The 16,979-nt window shown below is 64.2% G+C and carries 16 protein-coding genes; 6 read left to right on the top strand and 10 right to left on the bottom strand.

Going from position 1 to position 16,979, the window contains the following annotated elements; all coding sequences use genetic code 11:
• Window positions 1-54: 54 nt before the first annotated feature.
• From AB4Y31_RS24550 to AB4Y31_RS24515, 8 genes are all read right to left on the bottom strand, one after another.
• Window positions 55-624, bottom strand: a complete 570-nt coding sequence (locus AB4Y31_RS24550) for an HMA2 domain-containing protein (protein WP_368676255.1) — start codon at window positions 622-624, stop codon at window positions 55-57.
• A gap of 90 nt (window positions 625-714) precedes the next feature.
• Window positions 715-1,389 carry a flagellar motor protein MotB gene (locus AB4Y31_RS24545; RefSeq protein ID WP_368676254.1) on the bottom strand — a complete coding sequence of 225 codons (675 nt, stop codon included), beginning with the start codon at window positions 1,387-1,389 and terminating at the stop codon, window positions 715-717.
• A 62-nt stretch (window positions 1,390-1,451) separates the two neighbouring features.
• The gene (locus AB4Y31_RS24540; protein ID WP_368676253.1) at window positions 1,452-2,216 is read right to left on the bottom strand and encodes a flagellar motor protein; all 765 of its coding nucleotides are present in this window, start codon (window positions 2,214-2,216) and stop codon (window positions 1,452-1,454) included.
• 37 nt (window positions 2,217-2,253) lie between these two features.
• Window positions 2,254-3,480: a Crp/Fnr family transcriptional regulator gene (locus AB4Y31_RS24535; protein WP_368676252.1), complete on the bottom strand. Its 1,227-nt coding sequence runs from the start codon at window positions 3,478-3,480 to the stop codon at window positions 2,254-2,256.
• A gap of 173 nt (window positions 3,481-3,653) precedes the next feature.
• The gene (locus AB4Y31_RS24530) at window positions 3,654-4,265 is read right to left on the bottom strand and encodes a cupin domain-containing protein (protein WP_368676251.1); all 612 of its coding nucleotides are present in this window, start codon (window positions 4,263-4,265) and stop codon (window positions 3,654-3,656) included.
• 93 nt (window positions 4,266-4,358) lie between these two features.
• Entirely contained in the window at window positions 4,359-4,625 is a 267-nt protein-coding gene (locus AB4Y31_RS24525; protein WP_368676250.1) for a DUF4148 domain-containing protein, read from the bottom strand.
• 127 nt (window positions 4,626-4,752) lie between these two features.
• Window positions 4,753-6,114 carry a nicotinate phosphoribosyltransferase gene (locus tag AB4Y31_RS24520; protein ID WP_368676249.1) on the bottom strand — a complete coding sequence of 454 codons (1,362 nt, stop codon included), beginning with the start codon at window positions 6,112-6,114 and terminating at the stop codon, window positions 4,753-4,755.
• A gap of 151 nt (window positions 6,115-6,265) precedes the next feature.
• On the bottom strand, window positions 6,266-7,261 hold the full coding sequence (locus AB4Y31_RS24515; protein ID WP_368676248.1) for a LysR family transcriptional regulator: 996 nt from the start codon (window positions 7,259-7,261) through the stop codon (window positions 6,266-6,268).
• A gap of 291 nt (window positions 7,262-7,552) precedes the next feature.
• Here AB4Y31_RS24515 and AB4Y31_RS24510 point away from each other — a divergent pair, with 291 nt between their 5' ends.
• Window positions 7,553-9,118 carry a methyl-accepting chemotaxis protein gene (locus AB4Y31_RS24510; protein WP_368676247.1) on the top strand — a complete coding sequence of 522 codons (1,566 nt, stop codon included), beginning with the start codon at window positions 7,553-7,555 and terminating at the stop codon, window positions 9,116-9,118.
• Here AB4Y31_RS24510 and AB4Y31_RS24505 read toward each other — a convergent pair.
• The gene (locus tag AB4Y31_RS24505; RefSeq protein ID WP_368676246.1) at window positions 9,115-10,023 is read right to left on the bottom strand and encodes a LysR family transcriptional regulator; all 909 of its coding nucleotides are present in this window, start codon (window positions 10,021-10,023) and stop codon (window positions 9,115-9,117) included. The genes AB4Y31_RS24510 and AB4Y31_RS24505 overlap by 4 nt on opposite strands.
• A 300-nt stretch (window positions 10,024-10,323) precedes the next feature.
• On the opposite strand from AB4Y31_RS24505, the gene AB4Y31_RS24500 reads away from it, so the two are divergent.
• From AB4Y31_RS24500 to AB4Y31_RS24480, 5 genes are all read left to right on the top strand, one after another.
• Window positions 10,324-11,808: a UbiD family decarboxylase gene (locus tag AB4Y31_RS24500; protein WP_368676245.1), complete on the top strand. Its 1,485-nt coding sequence runs from the start codon at window positions 10,324-10,326 to the stop codon at window positions 11,806-11,808.
• On the top strand, window positions 11,801-12,415 hold the full coding sequence (locus AB4Y31_RS24495; RefSeq protein WP_368676244.1) for a UbiX family flavin prenyltransferase: 615 nt from the start codon (window positions 11,801-11,803) through the stop codon (window positions 12,413-12,415). The genes AB4Y31_RS24500 and AB4Y31_RS24495 overlap by 8 nt, the downstream gene beginning before the upstream one ends.
• 135 nt (window positions 12,416-12,550) lie before the next feature.
• Window positions 12,551-13,912: an MFS transporter gene (locus AB4Y31_RS24490; protein WP_368676243.1), complete on the top strand. Its 1,362-nt coding sequence runs from the start codon at window positions 12,551-12,553 to the stop codon at window positions 13,910-13,912.
• On the top strand, window positions 13,909-15,594 hold the full coding sequence (locus tag AB4Y31_RS24485; protein WP_368676242.1) for a thiamine pyrophosphate-binding protein: 1,686 nt from the start codon (window positions 13,909-13,911) through the stop codon (window positions 15,592-15,594). Before AB4Y31_RS24490 ends, AB4Y31_RS24485 begins: the two co-directional genes overlap by 4 nt.
• Window positions 15,591-16,742 (top strand): alpha-hydroxy acid oxidase, encoded by a 1,152-nt coding sequence (locus AB4Y31_RS24480; RefSeq protein ID WP_368676241.1) that lies wholly within the window; start codon window positions 15,591-15,593, stop codon window positions 16,740-16,742. Before AB4Y31_RS24485 ends, AB4Y31_RS24480 begins: the two co-directional genes overlap by 4 nt.
• On the opposite strand, the gene AB4Y31_RS24475 is transcribed toward AB4Y31_RS24480, so the two are convergent.
• Window positions 16,743-16,940 carry a YqaE/Pmp3 family membrane protein gene (locus AB4Y31_RS24475; protein WP_368676586.1) on the bottom strand — a complete coding sequence of 66 codons (198 nt, stop codon included), beginning with the start codon at window positions 16,938-16,940 and terminating at the stop codon, window positions 16,743-16,745.
• Window positions 16,941-16,979: the final 39 nt, after the last annotated feature.

Here is a 16,979-nt window from a genome sequence, read left to right as displayed (position 1 = left end):
TAGACGCGCGGTTTCGCGCTGCCGGTGGGTGATCCACCGATTGCGAAATCACATTCAGCGACGGCTAGCGAAATCGGGCGCGGGATGAGGCGCCGGCCCGCGTTCGGGATGCAGCTTCACGAAAGTATCGAATGCGAGCCACAGAAAGACCCAGCCGGGCACGGTTTCGATCATGAGCCCGCGCCTCGCGATGGACCACGCGCCGGCGGCCAAGAGCGCGAGCGGCAGCACGAGCCGCAAATTCATTGGCATGCCGATCGCGCGGCGCACATAGGCGTCGAGATCGTCGATCGCTTCTGTGAAGCCCGGATGGCGGCCAGACTCCAGTCCGGCCTCGTCGGCGGCCGGCGGATGCAGCGTGGACTCGACTACGACGTCGAGGTCCTCTAAGAACTGAAAGATCCCCTTCCCGTCGACTTTCGCATGATCGTAGGGAATCGTCATGCTGCCGGTCGCCGCATTGACGACGACATCGCCGATGCCGTGCTTCGACTCGAGGTATTGCTCGATGCGCTCGAGCTGCGCCTTGCTGCGCGATCGATGGTCGAACTTGACGCGCAGGCGGCCGCGCACCTGGCTGGCCACCCGCGCGTGGGAATGCGGCTTCTCGCTCGAAGGTTTCATTTGGCTGTCTGACTCGCCCGAAGGAAGAAGAACAACCGAACGCCGCGAGAAGCGTGCCAGCCTGGGGCTATCTACAGCAACTGCCAGCCCCTAATACTGCGCGACAATCGTCACGCGTCGGTTCGCGGCGCGCGCCACGGCATCGTCGCCAAGCGCGAGCGGATCGTTGTCGGCCCGCCCGATTGCGGCCAGGCGGCCCGGCTCGATCCCCCGCTCGACGAGGAAGCGCACGACGGCCCCCGCTCGCGCAGCCGAAAGCTCCCAGTTCGAGGCGTATTGAGCCGTGGCGATCGGCGCGCTGTCGGTATGGCCTTCGACGAGGATGCTCCTCGGCGAGCCTTTCTTCAATACCTCAGCGACGCGCGTGAGATCGTCGAGGCCGTCGGGCAACAGTCGCGCCTCGCCGGAATTGAAAAGAACCCTCGCATTGATCGCGATTTCGATCCCCTGCGGCGTCTCCTTCACGGTCACTTCGCGCCGGTCGACGAGCGGCGCGAGCAGCGCGACGAGCCGAGCCCTGCGTGCAAGATCGGGCTGCGCGACGGATGGCGCCACGGCCACGGGCACCGCCTGAGCGGCCGCGGCTTTCATTTCGGACTCCTTCGTTTTCGCGAGCTGCAGAATGTACATTGCGAGGAAGAAGACCATCAAGGTCGTGACGAGGTCGGCATAGGAAAGAAGCCAGCGCTCGGAGCGGGCTTCGTCCTCATGCTCCTGATCGCGCGGCGAAGTGCCGGGCGGCTTGGTGATCGATGAAAATTCCATGTCCTCGGAGGTTCCGTTCGACTGCCGTATCGGAAGGGATGGGCACCGGCTGCACCTGTAAGTCAGCCGAGCAATTCAGCCGATCGTTCGCGGATATCTCCGGCGAGACGCGTTTCGATCGTTTGCGGCGATTCCTTGCGCGAGATGGCGAGCAAGCCGTCGAAATAGAGCCTTCGGAAGCGCAGCTCCGAATCGACCTGCGCCTTGATCTTGCCGTACAGCGGCAAGAACACGAGATTCGCGAGACCGAGACCATAGAGCGTCGCCGTGAACGCCGCGGCAATGCCGCGTCCGAGCGAAGCGGGCTCGAGGATATGACCCGTCACGTGAATGAGGCCGAGCACGGCGCCGAGGATCCCGAACGTCGGCGCGTAGCCGCCGGCCTGCTGCCAGATCTTCGCCGCGGCCATGCGATTGCGCTCGTACGCGTCGAGCTCCCTGCGCAACGCATCTTCGAGCACCGGCGTCGGCACGCCGTTCGCCAGCAAGTCGAGGCCGCGTTTGGCGAAAGCGTCGATGCCGTTCGAATCGATCGATTCGAACGCGAGCAGACCGTTGACCTTGGCCTGATCTCCCCATTCGAGCAGCAATGCCAGATTCGCGCGATCGACCTGCTTCGGCTTCGAAAACGCGAGCGTGAGTTGCTTCACGCCGTCAAAAAAACGCGCCCAGGTGTTCTGTATCATCACCGCGCCAAGTGTGCCGCCGAGCACGACGACGAGCGCCTCGGCCTGCAGCAGCGACGTGAAGTCGCCGCCTTCGAGCCAGAAGCCGGTGGCGATTGCGGCGGTACCGAAAATGGCACCGAATAACGTAAGCAGATCCATAGCCGATCTATTCCAGTTTGGTGAGGCTGTCGTGCAATCAGGCCGCGCCGGCCGTCGGGGCCGATTTGAGCGCCTTCACCGTTTCGAGGAAGCGCACCTCGATGTCGCCCACCTCGACCGGGTCGATCTTGATGTCGCGACGCATAACCCACGCAATTTCGTTCCTGCGCGTTTCCGTCATCACGGCCAACAGGCGGTCCACGACCGATTGGTCCGTCATCGACGCGAAGAGCTTCGCGAGATCGTAGGTATCGGTCTGGCTGATGGCTTCGAAGAGCGTGCGCTGATCGACGTACGCCAGGTCCTCGAGCGACTTCACCTCGGTCACCCTCCGCGGATTGCGGCGCGAGAAGTAGGCGACGCCCTTCTCCTCGACGTAGTTGAGCACCTTGGTCTTGCGGAACGCGAACACGTCCTCGGCGATCTCGGCGTGGGAGAGCTTGTTGAGTATCACGGATTTGTCGACGCCGATCAGCGCCTCGAGATCGGTCAGATCGATCAGCTCGAGCTCGCTGTTGATCGCGATATCGAGATCCTCGTCGGCCACCTGTTGCGCACGCTCCGTGATCCGCGCCGGGTCGAACGTCACGAGCTGGCGTGCCGTGGCGCCGTCGTTCGCCGCATAGCGCGCGGCGTTGTTGCTGAAGTGCTCCGTGGTGCCCGACTGCAGCGTGATGAGATTGAGCTTTTCCATCCGCTTCAACATCGTCATGACGTGTGGGCGCGAATGCCCCGCGATGGCCCGGCATTTCTTGATGACGTCGACGAGCGGCACCGAGACTTCCTCTGACTGGCCGCGACGCGCCCAGCCATCTCCCGCGTCGGCGTTCTCGGATCCTGCCATCAACGAAAGGACATGCGCGTACGAGAGCACGCCCGGCAGGAAATCGGCATGCGTATAGGTCGCGAGCAGATCGTCGCGCTTTCGCAGTCGGCGGATCGTCGAGCGCACGATATGCCGCAACAGCGGCGACGCGCGCTCGAGCTCCTGCTCGACCATTCCCGCCTGGATGACCGTCAGTTGGCAGAACGTCAACGCCTTCGCCGTATGCGCTTTCGGTTCGGGCGGCAGCAACGCGGCTTCGCCGAAAAACTCGCCCTTGCCGAGGGTGGCGAGCACGACCTTCTTGTCGTCGCAATTGGTCGAGATCTCGACCTTGCCGTCCGCGATCACATAGATGACCGGCTCTCCGGCGTAACCTTCGGAATAGATGACCTCACCTGGCGCGGCCGCCCGCGACCAGGAAGTGCGTTGTTGGCTCACTGTCGATCCCCCGTCAAGCTTGGATGTTGTGCTTTCCCCGTATGGACCGGATAACGGCAGCTTGTCAGGAAATCTTTATCGATGTTTTCCCGTAACGAACCTCATGCCTCGGTAAGAATGACCTATCTCTCGACGAGCGGCGGAAGCTCGACGGCTTGAAACGTCGCGACTCGCTAAGCGGCCTTCCACAACCGGGTTAACGGACCGCCCGCACCCGTCAACGGGTCGCTTTCCGGAAAGTCGACGGCAAGCATCGCTTCGTGCTCTGCCTCGCTCAACGCCTCGCGACTGATGGCGGTGTCCTGATTGGGTGGATAGGCGCCGACCACGAGAAAATCGGAGCTCGCCTCGATCCTGCAGTGCGCCGTGCCCGCGGGCAGAACGACGACGTCGCCCGCCTCGACTTCGACTTCACGCCCGACCGGCGGCGGGCCACCGAGAATGACACGCGCCCTGCCTCGCGCGAAACCGAGCACTTCGTGCGTCGACGGGTGGAAATGATGGAAATCGTAGACACCGTCTCGCCAGTGCGGCGGCCAACCGTTCTGACTGAAGAGCTGCTCGAAGCGCGCAGCGGGATCGGACCCGACGAGCGGCACTGCGCGTCGATACACGAGCACGGGCAAACGCGGGTTGTTCGGAATCCAATCGTTAGATGGCAAGTGAAATGCGTCAGGCTGCGGAAGCGCGGCCGTCGAATCGGTCGCCCCGAGCGTGGCGAATGCCGATAGCAATCCGCGAAGTCCGGGCCCCACATTGAAGCATCGTTGTTCCTGCTTGGTCATCGAGGTTCTCCTTGAGCGACATCATCGATCAAGCAAACCTCGTGCGAGCGCCAGCCGTTCTTGACCGGCGCCCTCCTCACCGAGACGAACGCCTTACTGACCTCCCCCATAAAGCGCGTTCAAGCGATCCAACGTCCCGTCTTTTTGCGCGCGGAGCAGCTCTTGATACACCTCGGCCCGCGTCTTGCCCATGGGAGCACCGCTCTCCATGCCAGCTGCCGGTTGCGCGCCCACGGCGTTCTGCGTCATCACCGTGGCGTCGTTCGATGTCGTGTTTGGCGTGTCTTCGTTTCCTGCCGCCATTGCCTGCGTGGTACAAACCGCGAATGCGGCAATTGAAATCACCATCAGCGTCTTCATGGACTTTCTCCAGCGAGATACGGGCGAGGCCCGGCACGGATCGCTCAATGCGGTGCGCGCCGGTTGCGAATGGCGCTCGTGCTCGATGCAGGAACGCCACGCCGGAGGTACCGGACGACACGACGGTTTATTCCTGGTTTTTCGTTGATGCGGGAGCGCCAGCATCTAAACGCTGCGCCAGGTGCTTCAACGCATCGGATACCGCAACGGGATACGGATCGGCAGGCTCCAGGCTTTGCAACGCGGGTGGCAGCGCCTTCAATTGGCGGCGCGCGTGGTCGCGGCTGGCCGCGAGGTTCGGCAGGCCTTTGCGGCGCGCGCCCGCCACCATGACCGGCTCCAGCAGTGCAATGCCGTCTCGCCTTTCGTCCGCGAGCGCGAGGCAATCGCGAGTCATCACACCGTGCCGGTCCACCTGCCGAAAGACGGCCTTGCGCGCCGGCCAGGTCGCCTTGCCCTCGGAGCGCTTGCGCCGCGGCTGGTGCGCATATTCGACGAGCTTGTAGGCAAAGTCCAGGTAAGGCGCATCGGCGGAGGTATTCATGCGCGTGCCCACGCCGAAGCCGTCGATCGGAGCATGGGCCGCGACGAGGTCGCGCAAACGGTATTCGTCCAGATTGCCGCTCGCGAATATCGTGACGTACGGCAATCCACCCTCGTCGAGGATGCGCCGCACGCGGCGCGCATGCTCGCCCAGATCGCCGCTGTCGATCCGGACCGCCTTGATCGCGATGCCGTATCGCGCGACGCGCCGAGCGAGGTCGACTATTTTGCGCGCGGCCGCTTCGGTATCGTACGTGTCGATCAGCAACGTGGTATTGGCCGGCTGAGAATGAGCGAAGTCCTCGAAGGCCTGGGTTTCGTTCACGTGTGCCTGCACATACGAGTGCGCCATCGTGCCGTGGACCGATATTCCGAAGCGCACGCCGGCGGCAAGCGTCGCCGTTCCCGTGAAGCCCGCGAGATAGCTCGCGCGCGCGGAAAGCAGCGCGGCCTCCGAGCCGTGCGCGCGGCGCAGCCCAAAGTCGATGAGCTGCGCATCGGGCGCCGCGAGCACGATGCGCGCGGCTTTGCTCGCCACGACCGTCTGATAGTGAATCAGGTTCATCACGCGGCTTTCGACGAGCTGGGCCTCGCGCATGGGGGCCGTGATCCGCAAGACGGGCTCGTCCGGAAAGAAGACGGTCCCTTCACGGATCGCATCGACGTCCCCCGTGAAGTGCAGTGACCCGAGCGAACGGAGGAACCCCGGCTTGAACCGGCCGGTTCGAGCAAGCAGCGTGAGGTCGTCTTCAGTGAACCGCAGCTTCTCGAGGTAGTCGAGCACCTGCTCGAGCCCCGCCGCCATCAGGAAGTTGCGCTGAGGCGGCAACGATCGGACGAATAACTCGAAGCTCGCCGAGTCGTTCATGCCGCCGTCGAAGTACGCCTGCAGCATCGTCAATTCGTACAGATCGGTAAGAAGCGGGCTATCGAGCGATACCTTCATGATGGCGTCCCCCCAACGGCGTCCGTGCCGGCGGCAGGCGCAACGCGTCGAGATCACTGTAGAAGCTGCTCGCACTTTTTGCGCCAGCCGGGCGCGGTGAGCCCGTCGGCAGGTCGAAGCCGTCCGCCGAAAAGCGTCAACGGGGCATACGTCAGGCTGCTACATGGCCGCTTTCCTCTGGGCGCTTCTTGCCGCTGGCGGCACGTGCGCCGCTCGGCGAGCCGCCGCGCCAGTCATCGCCGCCTTCGAGCGCCGGCGTCGACTCGAACAGCTCGGCGACCCATTCGGCGAACACGCGGACTTTCGCGGACAAATGGCGGTTGTGCGGATAGACGATCGAAATGGGCTTCGGCTTCGGATTGAAATCCGGCAACACCTCTTGCAGCGATCCGTCGAGCAGATGCGGCAACACCATGAAGAGCGTCGGCTGAATCAACCCGAAGCCCTCCACGCCGCAAGTGACGTAGGCGTCGGAATCATTGACCATGAGGGCGCCCTTCACCCTTACTTCGACAGGCTTCCGGTCGATCATGAATACCCACGGATGGGGACGGCCGTCATGGCTCATCCGAAAATTCACGGCGCGATGACCCTCGAGGTCGGCAATCGTCCTCGGCTCGCCGTATCGCTTCAGATACTCGGGCGATGCGCAGGTAACGCGCTTCAACGTGCCGATCCGGCGGGCGACGAGAGACGAGTCCTCGAGCGGCCCGACCCGAATCATGCAGTCGACCCCTTCCTCGATCGGATCGACGGGCCGATCCGACAGCCCCAGATCGAGCGTGATATCCGGATAGCGCTGATGAAAGATCGAGAGCGCCGGAATTACGAGCCGGCGCCCGATGGCGCCCGGCATGTGCACCCTGAGCGAACCGCTCGGCTTGCGGTTGCCCTGCTGGAAGCTGGCGTCGGCTTCCGCGATCTCCGAGAGAATCTTCATGCAGTGCTCGTAGTACGCGGCGCCGTCGGGCGTCAGCGAGAGCCGCCGCGTCGTCCGGTGCATCAGTCGCACGCCCAGCAACGCCTCGAGGTTCTGGATCGTCGTCGTCACCGTCGCCCGCGGCATGCTGAGCGTCTCAGCGGCCCGCGTGAAGCTGTTCGCGTCCACCACGCGGGTAAAAACCTCCATTGCCTGAATGCGGTCCATATGCTAACCCTCCGGTCGCCAACGCGTCAGGATAGGACAGCCGACATGGCCGGCACAAGCCGATTCCTATTTGATTCTTGACTATTCGTCTTGGCGGAACAGTGAGACTTCTTTGGGCGCGGACGAGCCGATCCACGCTCGAGAAGCGACAATTCGATCAGCGTTATTGATAAGACGAATAATTTACGCTGATGACGCCCCTCCCTGCATAAAGTTATCGCCCCCGCGCGCCGTAGATGATCGGTGATTGCAACCACCATGGCGCGCATGCGCACGCCGCCGTATCGACAGATGACAAAACTATCGCTGAGTCAGCGCCTCTGCATCGTGACCATCGCCGTCTGGCTGGGCCTGTTGTCGCTTGGTGTATTCGACGCCTTCAAAGCCCGCTCGCTGATGATCGCTGAGCGGGAAGCCTCGCTGAAGGGCGTAATCGACATCGCCACCAACGTCGCCAATGCCTACTATCAGCAAGCCCAGAACGGAACGCTGCCGCTCGAGCAGGCCAAGCGCGAAGCGTTGGCACGCATCAAGGAGATGAGATACGGCAGCAACGGCTACGTCCTCGTCGACAACTCCGAGGGGATCGTGCTCATGCATCCGGCCGTGCCCTCACAGATTGGCAAAGTGACGCTCGACGCGCGGGACGGCACGGGCAAGCTCTACATCCGCGAGATCATCGATGTGGCATCGAAGGGCGGAGGCTTCGTCAACTACGTCTACGTGAAGCCCGAAACGGGAAAGCCGACGCCGAAACTGAGCTACGTTCGCCGGTTCGAACCGTGGGACTGGAACCTGATCACCGGCGTCTATAGCGACGATATCGACGCGATGTTTCGCGGCATCCTGCTGCGCGCGCTCGTGCTCATGCTCACCATCGGCGGGGCCGTCACGCTGGTGACCACCCGCATCACGCGCGGCATCCGGCGTCAGTTGGGCGGCGAGCCGGACTACGCCGCTCAGATTGCGAGCCGTGTCGCCGATGGCGACTTGACGGCTTCCGTCGCCGCGCGCGCGGCGGACGATCGCAGCCTGCTCGCCGCCATGGCTCGCATGCAGCGCAATCTGTCGTCGATCGTCGGCCGCATACGCGGCAGCGCCGAAAATCTCACGACCGCCGCGCAGCAGATCGCCGCGGGCAATACCGATCTTTCGGCGCGCACGGAAGAACAGGCTGCGTCGCTCGAGCAAACGGCGGCATCGATCGAGCAACTGACCGCCACGGTCAAACAGAATGCGGAAAGCGCGGGACACGCGAACGGCCTCGCGACGAACGCGTCCGAGATCGCGGCGCGAGGCGGCGACGTCGTCGACCGTGTCATCGATACGATGCAAGGGATTTCGTCGAGCTCGAGCAAGATCGGCGACATCATCGGCGTCATTGACGGGATCGCGTTTCAGACGAACATCCTTGCATTGAACGCGGCCGTCGAAGCCGCGCGCGCCGGCGAGCAAGGCCGCGGATTCGCCGTCGTCGCCGGCGAAGTGCGCACGCTCGCCCAGCGCAGCGCTGCCGCGGCGAAGGAAATCAAGGAGCTCATCGTCGAGTCCACCACGCGCGTTCAGGACGGCTCGGCACTCGTGGAGCAAGCGGGCAGTGCGATGCGCGAGATCGTCGAAGCGATCGAGCGCGTCAGAAGGATCATCGGCGAGATCGCCGCGGCCTCGACGGAACAGAGCACAGGGATCGAGCAGGTCAATCGCGCGATCGCGCAGATCGACGAGGTGACGCAGCAGAATGCGGCGCTCGTGGAGCAGGCGTCGGCCGCCGCCAGCCTCATGGCCGATCAGACGCAACAGTTGATCGCCGCCGTCGCCGTGTTTCAGACGGCCGAGCACGAAGCCGCGATGTGTTAGCGGGTATCCGTGCCCGATACCTGGCGCAGTTCGTCGGCGATGATCGCGATCAGTGCATCCGTCGCCGCACCGGGCGGGCGCCGCGGATGACTGATGCGCACGATGTGGCGCACGATGCGCGGCGCGAGAATCGGATGGGCCCGCATCGTGCCTCGCTGAACCGATCGCTCGACGACGATGCGCGGCAGGATCGTCGCAAAGCGCGTGGTCTCGACGAGCTTCACGATCGCGCTGAGGACGTCGATCTCGAAGCGCGGCGCGAGCAACACATCGGCGGCTTGCGCCGCCGCATCGAGCACGCCGCGCAATCCGTGACGCTTCGTGGGCAGCACGAGATCGAGGTCCTGCAGCTGACCGAACTCGATCACCGAAGGCAGCGTCGGGCCGGCGGCGACGCCGGTTGCGAGCACCATTTCTTCGTCGAGAAGCGGCTCGGAGTCGAGCGACAGACGCGCACGTGGTCGGTTGATCAGCGCGGCGTCGAGTTGGCCGCCGGTGACGAGATCGATGAACGTCGCGCTATAGCCGTCCACAACCGTCACTTCGACGTGCGGATACTGCGCGTGAAACCGCGAGAGTGCATCCGCCAACACCGTCTCGGTGACGGATGCGATGAGTCCCAGCGATACATGCCCCGTCACGATCTCGTCGCGCTGCATCAGTTGCATGCGCGCGTGCTGAAGGTCGCGCATGATCGGCAGAAACAGTCGATACATGAGCCGGCCCGCGGCAGTCGGCGTCATGCCATGCGCTCCGCGCTCGAACAATGTCTGGTGGAGCTCGTCCTCGAGCTTGGCGATCTGCATGCTGAGCGCGGGCTGAACGATGTTGAGCCGCTTGGCGGCGCGCGTGACCGAGCCATCCTCGAAGAGCGCAATGAAGTATTGGATTTGCTTGAGGTCCATGTCGTTTCGTCGTGGGCGGAAATCGCCGCCTTCATCATCATCGTCGCTGATCGAACGATCGCCCGGTCATCAATCGTCGTCGACCGATTCAATGCTCGCGATACATATCCATGTCTACGACGAGCCAGTGCGCCGACATCAGTGACAACACCGATATCACGCTGACTGATTTGATCGATCAGAAAACAATATTAGCCGTTATAGGTCCGACTCGCTATGCTGCGTCAAATGCCGATTGAGTTGCCGCGCGACGGCCGTTCACGACGATCGGCGGCCATGGCCAGAGAGGATCCCCCTTAAATGAATTCACGAAAGTTGACGGCGCCCCCAACCGCCAGAGTCCGCGAAAGCGGCGCGGCGCCCGGACGTACGCTGCGTGACTGGCTCACGCATCTGGACCGGACAGGTCGGCTCGCCACCATCGAGCGCACAGTCGATCTGAAGCATGAGCTCGCCGCTGTCGCGAAGCGTCTCGACGGGCGGCAGGCCGCCTGCTTCATGCGCCCCGGCTCCCATTCGATCGCCGTGGTCAGCGGCTTCATGTCACGCCGCGCGTGGATCGCGGAGGCGATGGGTGTCAGTGAAGACGCCCTGCTGCGGCGCTTTTCCGATGCGGCCGCGCATCCGTTGCCATGGCGCGAAGTCGACGCGGACGAAGCCGCGTGCCAACAAATCGTGCACACCGCGGGCATCGATCTCTACGCGCTGCTGCCGATACCGACGCACAGCGAGCATGACAACGGTCCGTACATTACGGCGGGCCTCGTCATCGCGCGCAACCCGCGCACCGGTATCCAGAACGTCTCGATCAATCGCATCCAGGTCCACGGCCCCGACCGAATGGGGATCCTGATGCTGCCGCGGCATCTCCACGAGTTTTACAGCGCGGCAGAAGCCAATGGCGAACCGCTGGACGTCGCCATCGCGATCGGCGTCGATCCGCTCACGCTGCTTGCCTCGCAAGCCATCACGCCGATCGATCATGACGAGCTCGAAATCGCTGGCGCGCTGCACGGCGAGCCCCTGCCCGTCGTCAAATGCAAGACGAGCGAAGTGCGTGTGCCGGCCAATGCGGAGATCGTCATCGAGGGGCGCATCCTGCCGGGCGCGCGTGAAATGGAAGGACCGTTCGGCGAGTTTCCGAAGTACTACAGCGCGCGTGAGGCGCGCGAAGTCATTGAAGTCCGCGCGCTCACGCATCGTCGCCATCCGATCTATCACACGATCGTGCCCGCCGAGATGGAGCATTTGCTGCTCGGCGCGATTCCGCGCGAAGCGACGTTGCTCGGTCATCTCCAACGCAGCCACCCGAACGTGAAGGACGTGGAGTTGTCCGTCGGCGGCGTCTGCCGCTATCACCTCTGGGTCCAGCTCGACAAGAAGCGCGAAGGGGAAGCCAAGAACGTGATCCTCTGCGCATTCGGCGCGCACTACGACATCAAGCAGGTGGTCGTCGTCGATACCGATGTCGACGTCCATGATCCGGCCGAAGTCGAATGGGCGATCGCCACGCGCTTCCAGGCCGATCGCGATCTCGTCGTCATCGAGGGCGCGCAAGGGTCCGTGCTCGATCCTTCGACGACGGTCGGCCTGCCCGACGATGCGCCGCCGCACATGCAGGGCATCAGCGCGAAGATGGGCCTCGACGCGACGCGCCCGTTGGTTTATTCCGGACACGTCTTCACGCGCGTGCGCATTCCAGGCTTCGAGACCGCGGACCTCGCGGCGCTCGTCGCGCCCGACAACGCCGCGTTCGGCACGTACATGAGCCGTGCCAATGGCTAGGCCGCGCCTCGTCGTCGGCATCACCGGCGCCAGCGGTGCGATGATCGGCGTGCGCTTGCTCGCGGCGCTGCGGCGCCTGGGCACGCACGAGACGCATCTCGTGGTTTCGCCGTCGGGCGCCGTGACGGCCGCCCAGGAACTCGGCGTCGGCCGCGCCGATCTCGACCGTCTTGCCGATGTCGTACACAACGTGCGCGACATCGGCGCGTCGATCGCGAGCGGATCGTTCGTCACCGCCGGCATGGTGATCGCTCCCTGCTCGATGAAGACGCTCGCCGCGGTCGCGCATGGCTTCGCCGACAATCTGCTCACGCGCGCGGCCGATGTGACGCTCAAGGAGCGGCGGCGCCTCGTGCTCGTCGTTCGTGAAACGCCGCTCAATCTCGCGCATCTTCGCAACCTGACGCTCGCAACCGAAATGGGTGCCATCGCTATGCCGCCGGTACCCGCCTTCTACGCGCATCCGAAAACGATCGAGGACGTCGTCGACCACACGGTCGGGCGCATCCTCGATCTCTTCGACGTCGAGCATGGCGAGATCCCGCAGCGATGGAGCGGCCTTGCCGACTCGTTCAGGAACGGCGGATCGGACGAGCTCGAGTGTTGAGTGCGTGCAAGCGGCCCGCGCCAACCGTCGCCCGCACGCGAGCAGGGCTGCCGGCGCCGCCTGATTGCGGGAGACGATCGCCTTGCCTTCCCCGTATGAAAAAAGCGTTGGAGACCCTTCACGGAGCACAAGGAAATGAATACGACCGTTGGCGGCGTTAGCAGCACCACGACACAGAGCAATCGCAGCATCGTCATTGCCGCGGCCTCTTCCTGTTTCGGCTGGGCACTGGATCTCTTCGATCTCTTCGTGCTCCTCTATGTGGCGCCCGTAGTCGGCAAGCTCTTTTTTCCTTCGGAACATCCGACGCTCTCGCTGGCCGGCGTCTATGCATCGTTCGCCGTGACGCTGCTGATGCGCCCGCTCGGTTCGGCTCTTTTCGGGTCTTATGCGGACCGCCACGGCCGCAAGCGTGCGATGAAGATTGCCGTGCTCGGCGTGGGCGTCAGCACCGCGGTGTTCGGCACGTTGCCGACGGTCCACCAGGTAGGCATCGCCGCGCCCGTCATCTTCGTGCTGCTGCGACTCGTGCAGGGCGTGTTCGTCGGCGGCGTGGTGGCGTCTTCCCACACGATCGGCACGGAGTCGGTGCCGCGGCATTGGCGCGGCGCGGTCTCGGGCTTGATCGGCGGCGGCGGCGCGGGTATCGGCGGGCTCATCGCCTCGTTCGTTTTCTATGTCGCGTCCGAACTGTTTCCCGGGCCGCAGTTCGAGGTTTGGGGCTGGCGCACGATGTTTTTCGCCGGACTGCTGACCTCGCTGATCGGTGCACTCCTATTCACGAAGCTGGAAGAGTCCCCGTTCTGGAAAGCGCAACAGGCGCAGCGCGCCGCGCGACGCGCGGCAGGCGTGGCGCAGAAGTCGCCGCTGCGCGTCCTGGTTTCCCCGCCGCATCGCCGCGTCATGCTCGTCAACGTGATTCTGACCGGCACGAGCGGCGCGGGCTACTACCTCTGTTCCGGCTATATGCCGACGTTTTTCAAGGTCATCAAGCACTTGCCGAACAGCGCAACGTCGACGATCCTGATGACGACCGGACTGCTTTCCATGATCGCCGCCGTCGCGATCGGCGCACTCTCCGAGCGTTTGGGCCGCAAGACCGTCTTCATCGGCGCGGGGATGCTGCGCCTCGCCCTGCTGCCGGTGCTCTATCTGCTGATGACGCGAACGACGAGTGTGCCCGTGCTCGGCGCCTATGCGCTGCTGCTCGCGATTCTCGGCGGCGCGACCTACGCTCCGCTACTGATCTTCCTCAACGAGCGCTTTCCCACGGCGATTCGCGCGAGTGGCACGGGTCTCTCCTGGAATATCGGCTTCGCCATCGGCGGCATGATGCCGACGGTCGTCTCGCTGTTCGCGCGCGACGTGCAGCGGTTGCCCGCGACTCTGTCATGGTTCCTCTTCGGCATTTCGGCGCTGTTTCTGGTCGGCGCCTTGATCGTGCCCGAAACACGGGGCAACCTCGACATCGAAAGAGAAGCGGAAGACCAACGATGACCCTTGAAACCGAATTTCTCACAGGCGCGCGTCTGCTCGTCGATTCGTTGCGCGCACAACAAACCGATACGATCTTCACGGTGCCGGGCGAGAGCTTTCTCGCGGTACTCGATGCGCTCTACGACGTGCGCGATGAGATTCGCCTCATCGTCTGCCGGCATGAGAGCGGCGCGTCGAATATGGCGGAAGCGCACGGCAAGCTCACGAATCGGCCGGGCATCTGCTTCGTCACGCGCGGCCCCGGCGCATCGAACGCGTGCATCGGCGTACACACGGCACGGCAGGACTCGACGCCGATGATCGTTTTCGTCGGTCAAGTGTCGCGCGATGCGCTCGAGCGAGAAGCCTGGCAGGAGATCGATTACCGTCAGATGTACGGCCACGTCGCGAAGTGGGTCACGCAGATCGAGTCCGCCGCGCGCATTCCCGAGATCGTGAGCCGCGCATTCCATGTGGCGACGTCGGGACGACCTGGCCCGGTCGTCATCGCGCTGCCCGAGGATATGCTCGTCGAGCTCGTTCCCGCTGAGAAGGTGCCGCCGCTGCTGCCCTCTCAGTCGATCGTCATGGAGCCGGCCAGTGCGCGGATCGACGAACTGCGCATGCTGCTCGACGAGGCGCAGCGGCCGGTAGTCCTGCTCGGCGGCGGCGCATGGACTCCCGCCGCGTGCGCCGACTTGCAGGCCTTCGTCACGCGCTTCGATTTGCCCGTGGTTTGCGCGTTCCGGCGGCAGGACCTCTTTGACAATCGCGACCCGCACTATGCGGGCGAAGCCGGGCTCGGTATGGATCCGGCCCTCGCCGAACGACTGCGCGCAGCGGATCTCGTTGTTGCGATCGGACCGCGCCTCGGCGAGACGAGCACGCGCGGATACGAACTGTTTTCCGTTCCGGTGCCCGCGACAAAGCTCGTCCATGTCCATCGCGACGCCGCTGAACTCGGGCGGGTCTACCGTCCGCATCTCGCGATCAATGCCGGCATGGCCGAGTTCGCGCAAGCGCTGTCACGATTGCCCACGCCCGCCCACTCGAGGTGGAGCGAATGGACTCGCGCCGCGCACGCCGACTACGAAGCTCGGCGAACGCCGCCCGCGAGCAAGGGCGCGATCGATCTTGCGGCGATCGTCGCGCATATCGACGAGGCCCTGCCTGAGAACGCGATCGTCAGCAATGGCGCCGGCAACTATACGTTGTGGGTGCAACGCTTCTTTCGTTATCGCGGCTGGCGCACGCAGCTTGCCCCGACGAGCGGGGCGATGGGCTACGGATTGCCCGCCGCGATCGCGGCAGCATTGCACGAACCGACGCGGCCGGCGGTCTGCTTCGCGGGCGACGGTTGCTTCCTGATGACGGGTCAAGAACTCGCGACGGCGGTGCAATACGGCGCTCGCGTCATCGTGATCGTCGTCGACAACGGCATGTACGGCAGCATCCGCATGCATCAACACCGCCACTACCCGGGGCGCGTGATCGGCACTGAGCTCAAAAGCCCCGACTTCGTCGCGCTCGCGCGCGCGTATGGCGCCTATGCCGAGCAAGTCGAGCGCACTGAAGATTTTCCTTCGGCCTTCGAGCGCGCACGCGCTGCGCGGACAGCGTCTGTGCTCGTCTTGCGCACCGAACCCCACGTCCTTACGCCAAATTTAGTCATCGATGCCGGAGCGGAGGCGAACGCTCGATGAAACTCGCGCGTCATTTGTCCATCGGCGACCTCGAGCGCAGTGCGCGCCGCAGGTTGCCGGCCAGCATCTATGGTTACGTGAGCGGCGCGGCCGAAGACCAATGCGCGCTCGCGGGCAATCGTGCCGCATTCGCTCGCTGGGCACTCGTGCCACGGATGTTGACCGGCGTTGCCGAGCGCTCGCAGGAGGTCGAACTGCTCGGCGCGCGCTATGCATCGCCGATCGGCATTGCGCCAATGGGGCTTGCCGGACTGTGCGCGCATGACGGCGACCTCCAACTCGCCCGTGTCGCGCACAGCGAGCGCGTGCCGTTCGTGCTGAGCGCGGCGTCGACGGTGCCGCTCGAAGCGATCTCGAACGCCGCGCCCGGCAGCTGGTATCAGGCCTACTTGAGCGCCGATCGCGCCGCGATCGCCGCTCTACTCGCGCGCGTCGAAGCCGCGGGCTTCCCCGTACTGGTGGTGACTGTCGATGTCCCGCTCGCTTCCCTACGAGAAAACGAGCTGCGCAACGGCTTCAGCGTGCCGCTGCGCTTGAGCACTCGGCTCGTGCTCGGCGGGCTCGCCAGGCCGCGCTGGATGTGGTCCACTTTCGCGCGGACACTGGCCACGCGGGGGATCCCGCACTTCGAGAATTTCACCGCAACGCGCGGCGGGCCTATCGTCACTGGCGCCACCGGCGACCACCGCAGCGGACGTGCGGCGCTTAACTGGGGCGATATCGACTGGATACGGACGCAGTGGAAGGGCAAGCTGCTGATCAAAGGCATCCTTCATCCGGGTGATGCACGGCGCGCGAAAGAGGCCGGCGCCGATGGGGTGATCGTGTCGAACCATGGCGGCCGGCAACTCGACGGTGCGCTCGCCACGCTTGATGCGCTGCCCGAGATCGCCGCGGTTGCGGGCGACATGGCCGTCATTCTCGATGGCGGGGTGCGCCGCGGCACCGACGTGCTGAAAGCGCTCGCACTGGGTGCACGGTTTGTTCTCGTCGGCCGGCCCGCGATGTATGGGCTCGCGGTCGGCGGCGAGGCTGGCGTCCGGCATGCGCTGCGACTGCTGCGGCGGGAGATCGACGTGGATCTCGCGTTGATCGGATGTGCGTGGATCGACAACATCGATCGGAAGTTCGTGGCGCGGATCGCGTGATCAGATGCCGCGGCTTCCCAACGCTCGCTCGATTTTCTTATCCGTCTTGTACTGGCTCAACGCATAAACGGACCAGATAGCGGCGGGCACCCATCCGATAACCGTGAGTTGGAGAAGGAGACAGATGATTCCAGCGAACGGACGGCCGATCGTGAAAAACTGGAACCACGGCAAAACCAAAGCGAGCAAAAGACGCATTGCGATCCCCATCTAGTGAGCGTCGTTATCGATACCGGC

It is taken from the genome of Trinickia sp. EG282A (genome assembly GCF_040965455.1).
Taxonomy (GTDB): Bacteria; Pseudomonadota; Gammaproteobacteria; order Burkholderiales; family Burkholderiaceae; genus Trinickia; species Trinickia symbiotica.
The sequence above is the reverse complement of the archived record's forward strand: the minus strand, read 5'-3'. Positions and strand labels throughout refer to the sequence as shown.

Excerpts from the sequence above, each read along its gene's own strand:
- AB4Y31_RS24550 (WP_368676255.1), bottom strand. The coding sequence starts at position 624 with ATGAAACCTTCGAGCGAGAAGCCGCATTCCCACGCGCGGGTGGCCAGC.
- AB4Y31_RS24545 (WP_368676254.1), bottom strand. The coding sequence starts at position 1,389 with ATGGAATTTTCATCGATCACCAAGCCGCCCGGCACTTCGCCGCGCGAT.
- AB4Y31_RS24540 (WP_368676253.1), bottom strand. The coding sequence starts at position 2,216 with ATGGATCTGCTTACGTTATTCGGTGCCATTTTCGGTACCGCCGCAATC.
- AB4Y31_RS24530 (WP_368676251.1), bottom strand. The coding sequence starts at position 4,265 with ATGACCAAGCAGGAACAACGATGCTTCAATGTGGGGCCCGGACTTCGC.
- AB4Y31_RS24525 (WP_368676250.1), bottom strand. The coding sequence starts at position 4,625 with ATGAAGACGCTGATGGTGATTTCAATTGCCGCATTCGCGGTTTGTACC.
- AB4Y31_RS24520 (WP_368676249.1), bottom strand. The coding sequence starts at position 6,114 with ATGAAGGTATCGCTCGATAGCCCGCTTCTTACCGATCTGTACGAATTG.
- AB4Y31_RS24515 (WP_368676248.1), bottom strand. The coding sequence starts at position 7,261 with ATGGACCGCATTCAGGCAATGGAGGTTTTTACCCGCGTGGTGGACGCG.
- AB4Y31_RS24510 (WP_368676247.1), top strand. The coding sequence starts at position 7,553 with ATGACAAAACTATCGCTGAGTCAGCGCCTCTGCATCGTGACCATCGCC.
- AB4Y31_RS24505 (WP_368676246.1), bottom strand. The coding sequence starts at position 10,023 with ATGGACCTCAAGCAAATCCAATACTTCATTGCGCTCTTCGAGGATGGC.
- AB4Y31_RS24500 (WP_368676245.1), top strand. The coding sequence starts at position 10,324 with ATGAATTCACGAAAGTTGACGGCGCCCCCAACCGCCAGAGTCCGCGAA.
- AB4Y31_RS24495 (WP_368676244.1), top strand. The coding sequence starts at position 11,801 with ATGGCTAGGCCGCGCCTCGTCGTCGGCATCACCGGCGCCAGCGGTGCG.
- AB4Y31_RS24490 (WP_368676243.1), top strand. The coding sequence starts at position 12,551 with ATGAATACGACCGTTGGCGGCGTTAGCAGCACCACGACACAGAGCAAT.
- AB4Y31_RS24485 (WP_368676242.1), top strand. The coding sequence starts at position 13,909 with ATGACCCTTGAAACCGAATTTCTCACAGGCGCGCGTCTGCTCGTCGAT.
- AB4Y31_RS24480 (WP_368676241.1), top strand. The coding sequence starts at position 15,591 with ATGAAACTCGCGCGTCATTTGTCCATCGGCGACCTCGAGCGCAGTGCG.
- AB4Y31_RS24475 (WP_368676586.1), bottom strand. The coding sequence starts at position 16,940 with ATGCGTCTTTTGCTCGCTTTGGTTTTGCCGTGGTTCCAGTTTTTCACG.